Source organism: Streptomyces sp. CB00316 (genome assembly GCF_001905595.1).
GTDB lineage: Bacteria > Actinomycetota > Actinomycetes > Streptomycetales > Streptomycetaceae > Streptomyces.
Genome location: NZ_LIXI01000015.1, coordinates 13498 through 28480, shown reverse-complemented (window position 1 = coordinate 28480; position 14983 = coordinate 13498). Strand labels below are relative to the sequence as shown.

5 protein-coding genes are annotated in these 14983 nt (G+C 70.0%); all 5 read left to right on the top strand.

Annotation, left to right across the window (positions count from 1 at the left end):
- The first annotated feature begins 601 nt into the window (after positions 1 to 601).
- Positions 602 to 955 (top strand): hypothetical protein, encoded by a 354-nt coding sequence (locus AMK21_RS31120; RefSeq protein ID WP_073882620.1) that lies wholly within the window; start codon positions 602 to 604, stop codon positions 953 to 955.
- A 52-nt stretch (positions 956 to 1007) separates the two neighbouring features.
- Positions 1008 to 1283, top strand: coding sequence for a DUF6233 domain-containing protein (locus AMK21_RS36975; RefSeq protein ID WP_324613929.1), 276 nt, complete (start codon positions 1008 to 1010; stop codon positions 1281 to 1283).
- Positions 1284 to 1561: 278 nt separating this feature from the next.
- Positions 1562 to 2302 (top strand): hypothetical protein, encoded by a 741-nt coding sequence (locus tag AMK21_RS31110; protein WP_073882501.1) that lies wholly within the window; start codon positions 1562 to 1564, stop codon positions 2300 to 2302.
- A 476-nt stretch (positions 2303 to 2778) separates the two neighbouring features.
- Positions 2779 to 3069, top strand: coding sequence for a hypothetical protein (locus AMK21_RS31105; RefSeq protein ID WP_143194891.1), 291 nt, complete (start codon positions 2779 to 2781; stop codon positions 3067 to 3069).
- Between the two features lie 68 nt (positions 3070 to 3137).
- Positions 3138 to 14903, top strand: coding sequence for a DEAD/DEAH box helicase family protein (locus AMK21_RS31100; RefSeq protein ID WP_073882499.1), 11766 nt, complete (start codon positions 3138 to 3140; stop codon positions 14901 to 14903).
- Positions 14904 to 14983: the final 80 nt, after the last annotated feature.

The following is a 14983-nucleotide window of genomic DNA, read 5'->3' as shown; positions in this document are numbered from 1 at the left end:
ACTCCCACCGCACCACCGCACCACCGCACCGCATGGGCGGGAGTGGACACCACTCCCGCCTGTTCCACCCGGTGCGCGTACAACCGGTGCGCCCGCGGAACCGCACCGAGCGCACCAGATGCCGCGACGTCCCGCGCGCCCCCACCCAGTGGGGCGCGGTGGGGGCGCGCCGGAGTGGACCAGCCGAACCGCACCACCGTGGTCGCCACTCATCTCCGGCGGCGGCCCCGCCCGGTGCGCCACAGAGGGTGACGGCCCATCGGATGCGGTGCACTCGATGCACACCTCTTGACCAGGCGTGCGGCCGGATTCCCCCCAGCCGGTCGAGTGAAAGGCAACCCTTGTCCAGTCGTGAGTTTCCGGGTGATCTCCGACTTTTCTCCCCGACCACTCCGTTCGCCCACCCTCGTGCACGCACCCAGCCACCCCCAGCGACGACTTCCCCGTACGTGACCTTAACCAGATGACCGCACCGTGCTCAGCGGAACGATGCACGCCAGGCCCCTGCCACTGCTACTCCGCTGATCGAGGGACCCGGTGGGCTGTCGCGCGTGCCGCCTGGCATCCAAAATTCGAACAGACGTAGCATTGCAGTGTGACCATGTACGACTTCCCCCAGGATCTGCGCGACGCCCAGCTCGCCCTTCACCAGACCCAGTCCGAGTTCCAGCAGTACGCCAAGGCCCTGCCGTGGTCGGCGGAGCCGATGACCGGGTGGGAGGGGGACAAGCAGCTCCACTCCGGTTACCGGTCTTCCAAGCCGGACAGCCCCGGGTACACCGAGGAGCAGCGCCAGCAGGTCGCGGCCTACCGGGCCCGGCTGCTGGAGCTCAGCACCCAGGTAGTGACCCACTCCTTCTGGGAGACGCTGAAGGGCGACGACCTGTTCTCCGCACGCATGCAGCTGAAGCACGTGCACGACGCCCCTGAGTCCCAGGGCGAGGCGGCGGCGTAGCCATTCCGGGCTGGGACATATCCGACCTGGACAAGAACCGGGCCCTGGTCGAGTGGCTCCGCTACCAGCTGGGACGTGCGGAGAAGCAGGTCCGGGAGCTGGAGAGCGCCGAGCAGGCCGAGCGCCGCCGGTCCGGACGGGCCAGGGCCGAGCAGATGTGGAAGATCCAGTCCCAGCGCACGGCCGAGACCGCTCTGCTGCACCGCGGCGGCTGCGGCACAAATCCGGGGCGCTCATCGACCGTGAAGCCGCGATCAGCGCACTCGCCGAGCCCGGCATCGCCCCGTGCGAGGTGTGCGCGCCGGAGACCGGCCTCTGCCAGGAGTAACCCCGGGCAGGGGCAGTGCCGCTGCCGGGCGGTCGAGGCGACGGTCCGGCGAGCCGGAACCCGGGGATGGTGCCGGACACCGGGAGGCTGCGGGTCATGGTCTGGACGCTTCCCGAGCCGATCCCCAGAGCGGACGGGACCAGGGTCGTCGCTGTCATGCGCACGCTCTGAGATTCACGCCGTGGCCCAAGACGCCCGGAGCCGGCTGCCTACCCCTGAACCTCCGAGTTAGCTCAACTCGCGTTCGTCGGGTCTGCGGTTGCTTCACCATCGACCCCATGAACCCGGACCTCTACATCGCCGCAGGCGCACCGAGCTTGAACCCGTACCCCATCCTGATCAGCGGCGTTGCTTTCAACGTCATTGTCGTGCTGGTGGCCGCGTGGTACGGCCGCCGTCACGCTGTAAGCCTGCATCGGGAGACGCTGAACGCTCAGAGCGACGAGCTGGCGGCGAAGGCTCGCCATGACTTGGCTGCAGAGCGCCGTGAAACCCAGTACCAACGCCATGAAGCGTTCGTGCAAGCGGTGAGTGCTCTTGACTTCCTTGCCTATACCTATACCGCCCGACCGCACTCCGAGCCCCTGCGCGCCATCGATCGTCGGGGCTACAGCATGGGCGATGTGGACGCCGTGACGGCGGTCCTGACCACGAAGCTGGCTGGCGCCGCCGAGAAGGTCGCTATGGCCTTGGAGAACATCCGTCTGGCATCCAGTCCGGACCTGCACCGCCAGGCCTGGGCGGTATACGTCGCTGTGGTCCAGACGGCCTATCGCGCCGAGTGGGTCGGACGCATGTGGTCCCAGTTCCCTGACCACTACGTGGATCACGGCCCTGAGCACGAGGACAGCTCGCGGGTCGATGACTCGGAGGTCGCTGAGTATCGCGCGCGATACGAGGAGGGTCGGGGCAAGTTTCACCGCGTACGTAATCAGTACGTGGCGGAGTTCCAGGCCGAGATGTGGGGCGACGATGGGCACCGAGCATCACCGTCGAGTAGCCCTTCGGCGCCGCGATGATGGCCGTGCGCTGCGCCCGCCGTGTACCAGCAGGTCAGCTTCGGTCAGCCTCCGGCGTCTGAGGTACTAATGCTTCAGGCAAGGTCAGTGCGGAGCCGGTGCCAGGGTGGCGCAGTCGTCCGGCGCGGGTGCGGGCCGTGTACCGGACTTCCCCGGCCAGGCGCGGAAGGAGCTGGCTGAGCGTGGTGACGCCCGCGCGAGTGCCGGATGCGCTGAGGACCGGGTCGCTCGTGAGGTCGCAGTTCACGCGCGGTCGGAATTGTGGGCACCTCACCCCTGGCGGTGATCCCTTTGCGCTTGTCCGGGCAGGTTGATCACGTCCCCGTGTCCTTGTGTGCTCTGGCTCGGTACGCATTGATCACGTCTGTTCTGCCTGCGGGAAGGGCGGCGTGCGTCGACCGAATGCCGCCGGGGAGATCCTGTGACCACCGAGAATGCAGAGCGGACACACCGTAGGGATGACGAGGGGAACCGGGATGACGCAGATGAGCAGGCACGGGCGGTTGGCGAAGCAGTATTGGGAGACCTACCGGCCCCAGGCTCTGGAGGAGCTGGGGACTCCGCAGGCGCAGCTGGAGCACTTCGTGGCCCTGGACATGCGGGTGACGGAGCGGATCGGGGAGATGGCGGACCAGATGCTGCTGAAGGTGCCGATGCAGGAGAGGGCGAGCGCAAGGGCCGCGGTGCGGGCGCAGGCGCGGGAGCTGGTGTACGACCAGGAGGTGTTCCTGCCCAAGGAGCCGGGGACCGAGCACCGCGAGATGTAGGTACCCGGTTCCGTCCTGCCGGGAGGCGGGCTACCGCGCTGCGGCCGGGTGAGCGCGCCGAGGCGAACGTGCGTGCCCTGTACCTCCTGGCCGAACTGGAGCGTACGGGGCGCACAGCGACATCCGAGGAGCAAGAGACGCTCGCCGCCTGGTCGGGCTGGGGCGCCCTGCCCCTGATCTTCGAACCCGCACCTGCCGAACTCGACTACGAGCCGGGGGCGGACCCTGCGAAGCGCCGGGCGGCGATCCGCTGGGCGGCCCTCGACCCGGCCCGGCAGCGGTTACGCGAGCTGCTATCGGACGCCGAGTGGGCCGACGCCCGCCGGAACACGGTGAACGCCTACTACACCGACCCGGCGTTGGCGGCCGCGGTCTGGGAAGGCGTCCGCCGGTTCGGCTTCGACGGTGGGCACGTCTTGGAGCCCAGCTCCGGAAGTGGCATCTATATCGGCCTCGCGCCGACGGACACGCAGACCACCGTCGAGATGACCGGGGTCGAGGTCGAGGGCAGAACCGCGGCGATGTCCCGCCACCTCTACCCGGACGCGAGCATCATCACCGCAGGGTTCGAGGACGTCGCCTTCACCACCCCGTTCGACGCGGTCATCGGGAACATCCCGTACGGCCGGTACCAGCGCTACGACCGGGTCTACAACGCCGATCTCAAGCTGAGCATCCACGACCACTTCGTCCTCAAGTCGCTCGCCCTCACCCGCCCTGGCGGTATCACCGCGCTGATCACCAGCCGCTACACCCTGGATGACGAGGACCCCACAGCTCGGCAAAGGATGTACGACCTGGGCGACCTGGTGGGCGCCGTGCGCCTGCCGGCCGGGGCTCACCAGAACGCAGCCGGTACGGGCGTCGTCACCGACGTGCTGTACTTGCGCCGCCGCGTCGAGGGGGAGCCGCGAGGGGACTCCCGTTGGCTGACGGCAACGAAGCAGATCCTCCCGGGCCTCGAAGAACCGGTGGCGGTCAATGACTACATCACCGCGCATCCGGACCACGTGCTGGGGGAGTTGCGGTCCAGGATGGGCCAGTACCATCCCGAGCCGACGGTGGTGGGGGAGCGGGATGCCGCCGCCGGTCTGGCTGCGGCGACCGCCGCCATCGTGGACGCGGCCCGCGCCGAGGGCCTGATCTTCACCGCGAGGTCCTCAGTAGACAGCGGCCAACGGCCGGCGCTGGCGACGGAGTACCTCACCGAGGGCGCACTCGGGCTGGACGAGCAGGGCCGGTCCACGATCGTCGAGGACGGCGTCCCTGTACCGCTGGACATCCACCCCGACCAGCGCGAGCGCCTGGTCCAGCTCATCGGCCTCAAGAAACGCACGCTCGCCCTGTACGAGGCGGAAGCGAACACCGAACAGGCGGGGGAGACCCCGCAGCTCGCCGGGATGCGGGCCGCGCTGCGCGAGGCCTACCGGGCCTACCGCAGGAAGAACCCCCCGCCCGGAAAGCCGGGCCAGCGCCGCACATTCGTCCCGAAGGCAGCGAAGGAACGCGCAGCGCGCGAGGGCCTGACCACGGTTCCCGACCAGTGGAAAGCCCACACAGCCTTCTCGTTCATCGACAACGACCCCGACGCCAGCCTCCTGTTCGGCCTGGAGACGTGGGACGAGCGCTCGGGCACGGCCACCGAGCAGAAGATCCTGCACGAACGGGTCCTGGTGCCGCGCCAGATCCCCGACACGGCGAAGACTCCCGAGGACGCGGTCGCTATCGCCCAGGAGTGGGACGGCGGCCGGCTCGACATGACCCGGGTGGCGTTGCTCCTCGGCGTCGATGAAGACGAAGCCGCCCGCCAGTGCGGCCACCTCGCCTTCCGCGACCCCGCTCAGAACGGCTTCTGGGAGCCGCGCCACCGGTACCTGTCCGGGAACGTCCGGGAGAAGCTCGCCCTCGCCCGGACGAGCGCCGCCGAGGACCCCTCCTACACGGTCAACGTGTCCGCGCTGGAGCGCGTGCAGCCCCAGGACCTGAATCCCGCCGAGATCAAGGCACGGTGCGGGGCCCCCTGGATCCCCGTCGAGGACTATCAGGCGTTCCTCAACCACCTGGGCTTCGAGCATGCCGAGGTCCGCCACGCGGGCGGCACCATGTGGGAGGTCCGCGGCGCCCACGTCGGCGACCTGGCACGCTCCGAATGGGGAACGGCCGAGCGCAGCGCGCAGGACCTGGTGCTGTCGATCCTGCGCCAGGCCGACTCCACCATCCAGGTCACCTACCGCGACAACGAGGGCAACACCCACGTCAACCAGGTCGCGACCGACGCGGCGCGGGAGAAAGCACGCCTCATCAGAGAGGCGTGGGACGACTGGGTCTGGGCCGACAAGGACCGGTCCGAGCGCCTCGCGGGCGTCTACAACGAGACGTTCAACGCCCTGGTCCTGCCCGAGTACGACAGCTCACCTCTCCGGCTGCCGGGCAGCAGCGACTGGACGATGCGGCCCCACCAGAACGCCGCGATCCGCCGGATCCTGTCCGAGCCCACCGCCCTGCTCGCCCACGTCGTCGGCGCGGGCAAGACCGCCACCATGGTCGGCGGCGTCATGGAGCTGCGCCGCACAGGTCTGGCACGCAAGCCCGCCATGGTCATCCCGAACCACATGCTGCGGCAGATCACCCGGGAGTTCCGGGAGGTCTACCCGAACGCGAAGCTCCTGGCGATCAGCGCGAGCGACCTGGGCGCCAAACAGCGCGCGAAGTTCATGGCCCGCGCGGCGGGCGGCGACTGGGACGCCGTGATCATGACGCACGAAGCGTTCAACCGGGTCCCCCTGCGCCCCGAGACACAGCTCGACTACATCGACACCGAGCTGAGTTCCCTGCGAGAGCAGCTGGACGAGGCCAGCGCGGCCGGCATGCACGAGCGGACCATCAAGCAGATCGAGACCGATCTCGCGGCCATCGAGGCCCGGATGCTCAAGCAGGTCGACGAGTCCGCGAACGGGGCCGGGATCTTCCTGGAGGACACCGGCATCGACTACCTCATGGTCGACGAAGCCCACGCCTACAAGAACCTGCGGACGATCTCGGCGATCCCCGGCGCCGGTATCCAGGGCTCGGTCAAGGCCACCAAGCTCCACATGGTCCTCGGCCACCTGCGCAAGACCAACGGCAGCGACGACAACGCGCGGGTCTGCACCCTGGCGACCGGTACCCCGATCGCCAACTCGGTGACCGAGGCCTACGTCCTCAAGCGCTACCTCGCCCCCGACCTGCTGGACCGCCAAGGGCTCACGAACTTCGACTCCTGGGCCGCGACGTTCGGCGAGGTCGTCAGCGCCCTTGAGCCCGACGCCAAGGGAGACGGCTACAAGTACAAGGCCCGCTTCGCCCGATTCTTCAACGTCCCCGAGCTGATGGCCGCCTACCGCAGCTTCGCCGACGTCCAGAACGCCGAGGATCTCGGACTGCCAGTCCCTCCCATCCGGCTGGGAGCCGACGGACAGCGCGGTGAAAGCATCGCCTTCCCCGTCACCGGGCACCAGCGGGCCTTCATCAAAGCCCTGCCCCATCAGGCCTGGGTCCGGGAGCCCGGGGGAGTCCTCAAGGCGCTCGGGCTCGGCCTGCGAGCCTCCCTGGACATGCGGCTCGTGGGGGAGCAGGACGAGGAAGCCGGCAGCAAGCTCCCCTACGCCGCCGAGCAGATCGCCGAGATCTGGCGGGACACCAAGGACGTCGTCTACCCGACGTCCAAGGACGACCCCACCCCCCAGAAACTCCCCGGAGGCCTTCAGCTCGTCTTCCTCGACGAAGGCACCCCCGGGTCCGCCGCGGCCAACCCCGTCGACCTGTACGACTCCCTGCGCGAGCACCTCGCGGAGCAGGGCGTACCGCGGGAGGAAATCCGCTTCATCCACGAGGCGAGCACCGACCGCAAGAAGGACAAGCTGTTCGCGGACTGCCGCGCCGGCCGCGTTTCCGTTCTGGTCGGATCCACCGAGAAGATGGGCACCGGAACCAACATCCAGGACCGGGCCGTCGCCTTGCACCACCTGTCCTACCCGTGGCGGCCCGCCGACATGGCCCAGCGCGACGGGCGTGTGGAGCGGCAGGGCAACCTGAACGCCCCGTGGATCGAGGGCACCCCCGATCACGCCCGGATCCTCTACTACGTCACCGCCGGCAGCTTCGACGAGTTCCGCCTCACCACCCTGGCCCGCAAGGCGAAGTTCATCGCCCAGATCCAGCGCAAGGACTTCTCCGTCCGCGAGATCGAGGACATCGGCGAGGAGGCCATCAACCTGGGCATGCTCTCCGCACTCGCCTCCGGCGACCCCGCCATCCTCCAACTCGCCGAAGCCACCGCCGACCGCGCCCGCATCCAGGGCCTCGCCCGGACCTGGGACCGGCAGCAGGACGACCGCGCTCAGACCGTCAAGGACCTCGACGCCTACCTGCAACGCGCTGGAGCCTCCCTCACCGGGATGCGCGAAGCCGTACCCCGGCGCCGCCCCACCGCCGGGGACGCCTTCGCCCTCACCATCGACGGCCGTACTCTGCGGGGCCGCGACACGGCCGCGAAAACCCTCGGCGCCCGCATGGTCACCCTCGCCCGCGACGCCTCCCTGCGCCCCGGCGACCGGGTGCCCATCGGTGAACTCGGCGGCCTCCCCTTCCACGGAGAGATCTCCTACGACTTCAGCGGCCACCGCCAGCTGAAGCTGCGCTTCGCCTGGGGCCACACCGTGCCCCTCGGTCACCGGGACGACCGCGCCCAGTGGCAGGCCACCAGCGTCACCGAGTCCAACGGCCGCGGCGCGATCGTCGGCCTGGAGAACTTCCTCAACAAGCTGGAAGACGACGCCGCGAAGCTGGAACGGGAAATCACCGCACAGCGCGGCCACCGGCACGACGCCGCCAACAACCTCCGCCCCTACGAGGAAAACCCCTACCGGATCCAGGCCCGCTCCAAGGAACGCGAAGAGCGGCTCCTCTCCCAGCTCGTCATCGTCAACGAGAAGAAGGCCACCCTCGCCGACAGGATCGACAACGCCGGAGAGCGCGCCGCCGAGAGCGACGTCGAAGAGCTGGAGGAGCTGACCGAGAAGGCCGACGCACTGCGCGCTTCCATCGCGGACGAGCACACCATCCAGGAACAGGCGACGAAAACGCCCGGGGAACCCGGCTCCACTCCCGCACCCACAGCGACAGCCCCCGCGAACAGCGAAACGACCCAAGAACCACAACCGCCCTCGCAGGACGCGCCCAGCGCGACGGACAGCAGCGCCGACAGCGCCGAGACGCCCGCCACGGACGGTCCGGCCGGCCCGGCCCCCGACCGGCACGCCGAGAAGAACAGCGCCGAGCCGCCGACCCCGGAACCACCCGACCAGGAGCCGGAGAACCAGAACCACACCGCCCCCGCGCCGGTGGGCGAGACATATCCGGGGCCTGATCCCACAACGCCGGCAGTGGACGTCTGGAAGACCGGCGCGCGTGAACTCGCAGCGGCCGGAATGCTGGACGCACAGGTCACCGCGTGGGCGCAGGCCAACGACGTCGAGGGCCTGGCGCTCCCGCTGACGAGATGGGTGAACGGCTTCCTCATCGACCGGTTCGACCCCGTGGAAGGCGAGGAGTGGCCCGACTGGGTGACTGCCTACTTCGCCTCTTCGGCCGAAACCCGGAAGTCCCTGGTGGCCCAGGTCGCCGAAGCGATCCACGCGACCGTTCACGCCTCGTCCCCGGAACCGGACCACGCGGGCCTCCAACCCGTTCCTGCTGAGCAGGACACCGGGCCGTCGCTGTCCGATCCCGACCTCCGGCAGTCGGCCATCACCGACCTCACCGCAGCAGCGGACGCCGATGATGCCCTCACCAACAAGGCGCGGTACCTCGGGCAGTCCCCCTTCACCGAGGCCTTCCATTCCTGGGCAGACACCTGGTTCGCGCAGCTCTGGGCCACAGTCCCTCGTGATGAGTGGCCGGAGTGGGCCAGCGCCTATGAACTAGCCGCAGACGGGGGCCGGTCCCGGACCGCACTCCTTGAACAGGTGGCGGCCGACGTTCAGGAACGTGCCCGCCGTACGACCGGCGCCCGGCCAGCCGATCCGGCCACGGACACACAGAGCATCGAGCCGCCGAAGCCGGTGCTGGGACCGCTGCTGCGGGAAGCATCCGGTGAAGCCGAAAGCCTTGTCGCCGATCTGCTCGTCAACGCGGCTCTGGCCGACCCTGAAGTCGTCCGCTGGGCGAACGAGTCGAGGCCCGACGCGTTCGCCGCGCAGTTCACCGAGTGGACCGACGCCTGGGTGACCGGCCTCCTCGAAGACGAGGAGGCGGACGAGCTCCCCATGCCCATCCGCTTCTTCGTCCACCGGGCGGACTGGGAGACCGCTGAGAGGATCCTGGCGCAGGCGGCATCGACCGCCTACGCCATCGTCCGCCAGCCCTCCGCGCAGGACGACAGCGCCCCTCCCGCCCCTGCACAGGGCAGAGAACCGGCTGTTCCCGACGGACCGGCCGAGCCGGTCGACCCGGAGGTCGAGGCCATCCGGCAGCAATGGCTGCAGTCGAAGGACTGGCGGATCAAGTCCGTCGCGGAAGGGCGCAACGGCCAGCGCATCCACCTTATGGCGACCCCTGGCTACGTCCTGGTGGAGAGGACGTCGCCGAAGGCCGACCGCTGGGAGGTCGTGCCCGCAAGTACCGGGCAACGCATCAAGATTGGTGAGCACAACGGCGCCTACTGGGACATCCCGGATCCTGGGCCCGCCGAGGAGTTCGCCAGGAGGCTCGACCAGGCGCTGCGCGCCGCGGACGGTACGGCGTTCACCTGGCCTCCGCCCCGCAGGTGGCGATCAGTCGACGGGCACCGGCTGGACCGGGTGATCGCCGACGTGCGGGCCGCGTGCGACCGGGACCGCGGGATCGAGGCCAGCCCCGGCATCCACCAAGCTCAAGTCCTCGCAGATCGTGACGCCCGGGCAGAGGCTGTTGCCCGGGAGAAGCAGGCCGCAGCAGCGGCGAAGCGGGCAGCGGCGAAGGGCAGCCTCCCGCAGGACAGTCAGAGCCCGACTCAGCCTTACCAGGATCAGGGCGGCATCAGCCCGCAGCCCGCGGGCCCCGCCACCACCCCGCTCCCGTCGGCACCGAGCACCACCGAGTCGGCCGAGACCGCCCCAGCGGAGCCGGATGCGGAACGTGTGCCGGAACCAGAGCCCGTGCCGGAGAGTACGGGTGACTCCGCCACCGATTCGGCCGATACCCCTGCCTCTGGTCCCCGGACAGAAGCCGAGGCGGACAGCGAGCTGGAAGAGGCAGAACCTGTCGTCATCACCCCGGACGGCCCCGGCCGCCTCGTATCCCTGGCGGGCAACCTCGCTCTGGTCCGTGCCGACGCGGGCGGCACGCGGGTCTATCAGCTGGATGAGATCTACCACCCCGGCCGACCCGATGCCCCTCTCACCGACCCCGCCGACGTGGCCAAGCGCCAGCAGAACGCCGCCGACGCCGCGAAAGCCTCCACCCCCGAAGGCATCCACCTGCGCTACACCTCCTACCGCCTGCGCAACCTGGACCTCGAAGCCGGCCACGGCACCATCGTCGCCGCCGACATCTACGACCGGGACACAGACGCCTACCTGCCCGGCGAAGTCATCGGCTGGGTCCGGGCACGCATCGGGGACAACGGGAAACGCTACTGGTGGGCACAGGACGCCCGGGGCGGCCCTCCCGACGACATGCCCTTCCACGAGGACCTCCCCGCCAGCGCCGGCCACCCCGCCGTCCGGGCCGCCGGAACCATCCGCACCGAGCGCAAGCGCGACTCCCTCAGCCCCCGCCGAGTCGTCACCCCGCCCTACGCAATCCGCGAGATCAAGCTCACCAAACCCCAAGTCGCCCGCCTGCGTACGCTGCCCCTCACCGGCACCTACCCCGACGGGTCCGAGCTGCCCACGCCACCGTGGATCGGCGACCACCGCCGCTACGTGATGAGCGTGGCCCAGATGCAGGCCCTCCGCACAGCGGCCCAGACCGCCGCCGACGCCTGCGACCTGACCACCGCCGCCGGACGAGCCGACCGCACGGTGCTCCTCAACGCCATCACCACCCTCCACCGCGAGGAATACGAAACAGGCCGCCGGGGCGCGAGCATCCCCCCAGCCGACCAGCTTGACCCCTACGCCACGCCCTATACGCCCCCACCGGCCGAACCCGGTCCCACCGAGCCCGTCACGGCGCCACCGGCCGCCGCGACCGACACCGCGGCGCCCACACGCGAGCAGAACGAAACACCTGCCACCTCAGCTCCGGCCGCACGAGACGAGAGCTCACCGGCCTCGACAGCGGACACGGACGGACACCCGATCGCCCCGCAGTCCCGCGTCTTCCACGACGCCATGCGCTACGTCGTCGACAGCGTCTCTCCGGACGGCACGCTCATCCGCACCATCAGCGGCCACACCCTCCCCGCCGCCGAAGTCGTCGCCGAAGCCGCCATGCCCCGCGTGACCACCGAGGACCTCGCCGACGGATGGTGGCGATACACCTACCAACAGCGCACCTACACCGCCGCCCACCTGCCTCCCGACCTCTGCCGATCACACCCCCGGGCCACGCTCAGCGTCGTCATCGTCGACCAGGACAACCAGCTCGTCGGCCGCGCCTTCGGCCGACCCCACGAATCAGCGATCATCTGGGCCGACGCCCACCCCGGCGTACCGCACCCGCACATCGCCGAATGGCTCGACGTGACGCCCTGGCCCGAGTACACCGACGCGGAACGCGCCCACATCACCACAGGCCCGCCCCCGGCGACGGAATCCGACCTCGACCCGGGCACCACACCCGACACCGAAGCCGAGCTGCCCGCCGCCCAACGGGCACCCGAGCCAACGGCCCCGCCGAACGGCCCCACCCCGGCCCCCCAGGAAACCCACGTCCAGGTCTCCGATCTCCCGAACGACGCCGAGAACCGCCCCGAACCCCAGGAGTACGACATGACGGCTCCGACCGAAGCTCCCACCGCCGCACCGGACACCGAAACGCCGGACGTCGAGGACCCGCCGGAGCCCGAGCGATACACCGAGACCACCACCCTCGCCGACCCCGACTACACCACCCGCCTCCACGGATGGGACGGCCAGCCGGCGGACTCGGGCGACCTGTACCACCGCGACACCCTCATCGCCTCACTACGCCCGAGCACGGGCGGGGGATGGTTCGCCCGCCTCGTCCCCAACGGCGACATCACACCCCTGACCGCACGTCCGGACGAATCAGCCCACCAGGCCGCCATCTACTTCTCCACCCTCACCAACACCCCCTACGGCCGCCCCGTACCCGCACCCCAGCCCGACGGGGAAAACTCGCGGCCCGACAAGGTGCGCACCGCCGTCCGCAACGCCGCCGGCACGCACCACGACCGCATCGCCACCGCAGCCGCCCAGGCATGGCCCGAGACCTACAGCGACCTGCCCCAGCTCCAACGCCTCTTCGACACCCTCAGCGACATGCAGACCGCCGTCACCGACGGAGCGGGCGCACGCCAGATGGAAGCCGACCTGAACGCCGCCCTCCAGGCAACGGTCCAACTCGGCACCACCCTCCCCGCCGAGGTCAGCGACCGCGTACGGCAGCACATGGGATTCCCGCTCAGCTACCTGACCTACGACCTGCGCAGGCTCAAGGACTATCTCCAGGCAGCCGTCGACGCCACGATCGCCGAACGGGCAGCCACGGGGCAGACGCAGAACCCCACCCCGCCCGCGCCGGACCAGCCGCGCACGAAAGAGCCGACAGCCCCCCGCACCACCCCCGGGACACCTCCCGGTACGGAAGCACAGACCAGCACACCGGAGCCCAGCCCCAGCAACACAGCAGGCGAACCCGCGCCACCGGCCACTCCCGCGCCGAGCGTGCCCGCCGCCCCGCCCGAGCCGACGGACCCCGCAACCGCGAACACCCCCAGCACCCGCACGGACAACGACACCGAGAAGCCGCCGCCCGCGATGGAGTCATCCGCCCTGCTCCACGACCCGTCCTACCGCCTGAGCCCGGCCGCAGACCCCAGCAACGGATTCGTCGTCGGAGAAGTCCGGGCCGGAACCCACCTCATCGCCGAAATCAGCCACACCGCGGTGGGCGGCTACAAGGGCCACCTCTCCGACGCCTCCATCCCCGCCTACACCACCTCACCCGCAGACACCCCCGAAGAAGCGGCGCACCGGGCGGCGCTCCTGAATTCGGCCATCACCGGACGCCCCTACGGCCCCGACCCCACCGCCGCTCAGGACACCAACACCTCCACCCGCGCCGACATCCTCCGCGCAGAGATGCGCACCCTGGCCACCTCGCACTGGGTGACCGTCAACAGGGCCGTCCAGCAGACCTGGCCGGACGGATGCGCCCATCCACACATGCTGGATAAGCTCAACGAGCAGCTGGACCTCGTCAGCTCAGCGGTCGATCGCGAGCCCACCGCCCCCCAGATGCACGACCAGCTCCATGACGCGGCATGGCTGGCCAACGACTGGCTCGATCGGATCGAGGACTTGCCCGACACGCAGTGGGTGCGCCAGAACATGGGCTTCCCCCTGGCCGCTCTCGTGTACGACATGAACCGTCTCACGCACCGCCTGGACGTCACCGCGGCCGCCGTCACCGCCGAGCGGGCAGCAGCAGAACAGCAAGGGGTTGCCGAACCGGAGGCAACCCCGCAGCACAGGAAGGACAACGGCACCCCGGAGAGCATCCCGTCACTGCCCTTGCCGCCGACGACGGTCGAGCAGCCGGGGGCCGCAGAAGAGGCAGAGCGGGACCAGCCGGACCACCACGCCCCGGACGAACAGACCACCACCACCATTCCGCCGGCGCCCTCGGCTGACGAAGTGACTCGCGAAGCCGTACCGGATGCGGTCGCGGAGCAGGTCCCGGACCCGGCAATCCCGAACCCGCCGGTGCAGGAGACCGTCTCCGAAGTAGAAAAGCCGCCGGCCCCCGAGGCTCAGCGCCTCGAAGAGCCCCACTCCCCGGCAGCCGAGGACGGACTCCCTCTGTGGGCAGGGCTGGAGCCGGAAAACGATGCCGTTCCGTATGGGGACCTCGAAGCCGACGACCGGGGGATCCTGAGCAACATCGGTGCCCTCCAGGAAGCCTGGGAGGCCGCCGCACCCGACCGTGAGACCGTGCACGACCTGGTGGCCGCGCTCGACAGCGAGCTCACCGCCCTCCAGCGAGCGCTCGACGGCACCGGAGCTGTCCCAGCCGGCCAGGAGACGCCCACCGGGAACAACCCGGTCTCCCACACTCCTCAGGTCCGGGATCACTTCTCCGACCGGGACCGCGCAGCAGTCAACACCGCCCTCGCCGACGCCGACCGGTATCAACACGCACTGCACGGCACTCCCGAGTGGCAAGACCTCCAGACCGTGCGGGGGGCGACCCGCAACCTCTGGCAGGCCATCAAACGGGAAACCGGCTCCCACTTCGACAAGCTCCTCGGCGACGGCCGATTCCAGGGATGGTGGAAGAAGACATCCATCCGCGTGTGCGAGCGCATCTCCGACCTCGCCCTTCAAGCCGCCGACCGGATCCGTGGAGACCACCCGGAGCCGGCCGCCGCCATGACCCGCCTCCACCACGCTGCCGACGACTACAGCCGACCCGCCCCGACACCTCCCGCCCAGCCCGACAGCCAGGCGCAGATGCGCAAGCTGGGCAACGGCCTGGCCGCCGCCCAGGTCAAGGTCAACGCCGCCCGCGCCCGCTCCACCACCGTCCGCAAACCGCCCACCCCCCGCCCCGCTACCACCGACCGGCCCGGACACCTCCGCCGAACGCCCGCCGAGCCGAACAGCGCCCCCCGACACGGGCGCTGACCCAACCCCCTTCGACGCCGACTGATCATTCGAGCCGCGAAGCAGCCGGGGCCACCTCCGAGAGGGAGGCGGCCCCGGCA

Bases quoted from the DNA above. Each gene is read 5' to 3' on its own strand.
- AMK21_RS31120 (WP_073882620.1), top strand. From the start codon at position 602: ATGTACGACTTCCCCCAGGATCTGCGCGACGCCCAGCTCGCCCTTCAC.
- AMK21_RS31110 (WP_073882501.1), top strand. From the start codon at position 1,562: ATGAACCCGGACCTCTACATCGCCGCAGGCGCACCGAGCTTGAACCCG.
- AMK21_RS31105 (WP_143194891.1), top strand. From the start codon at position 2,779: ATGACGCAGATGAGCAGGCACGGGCGGTTGGCGAAGCAGTATTGGGAG.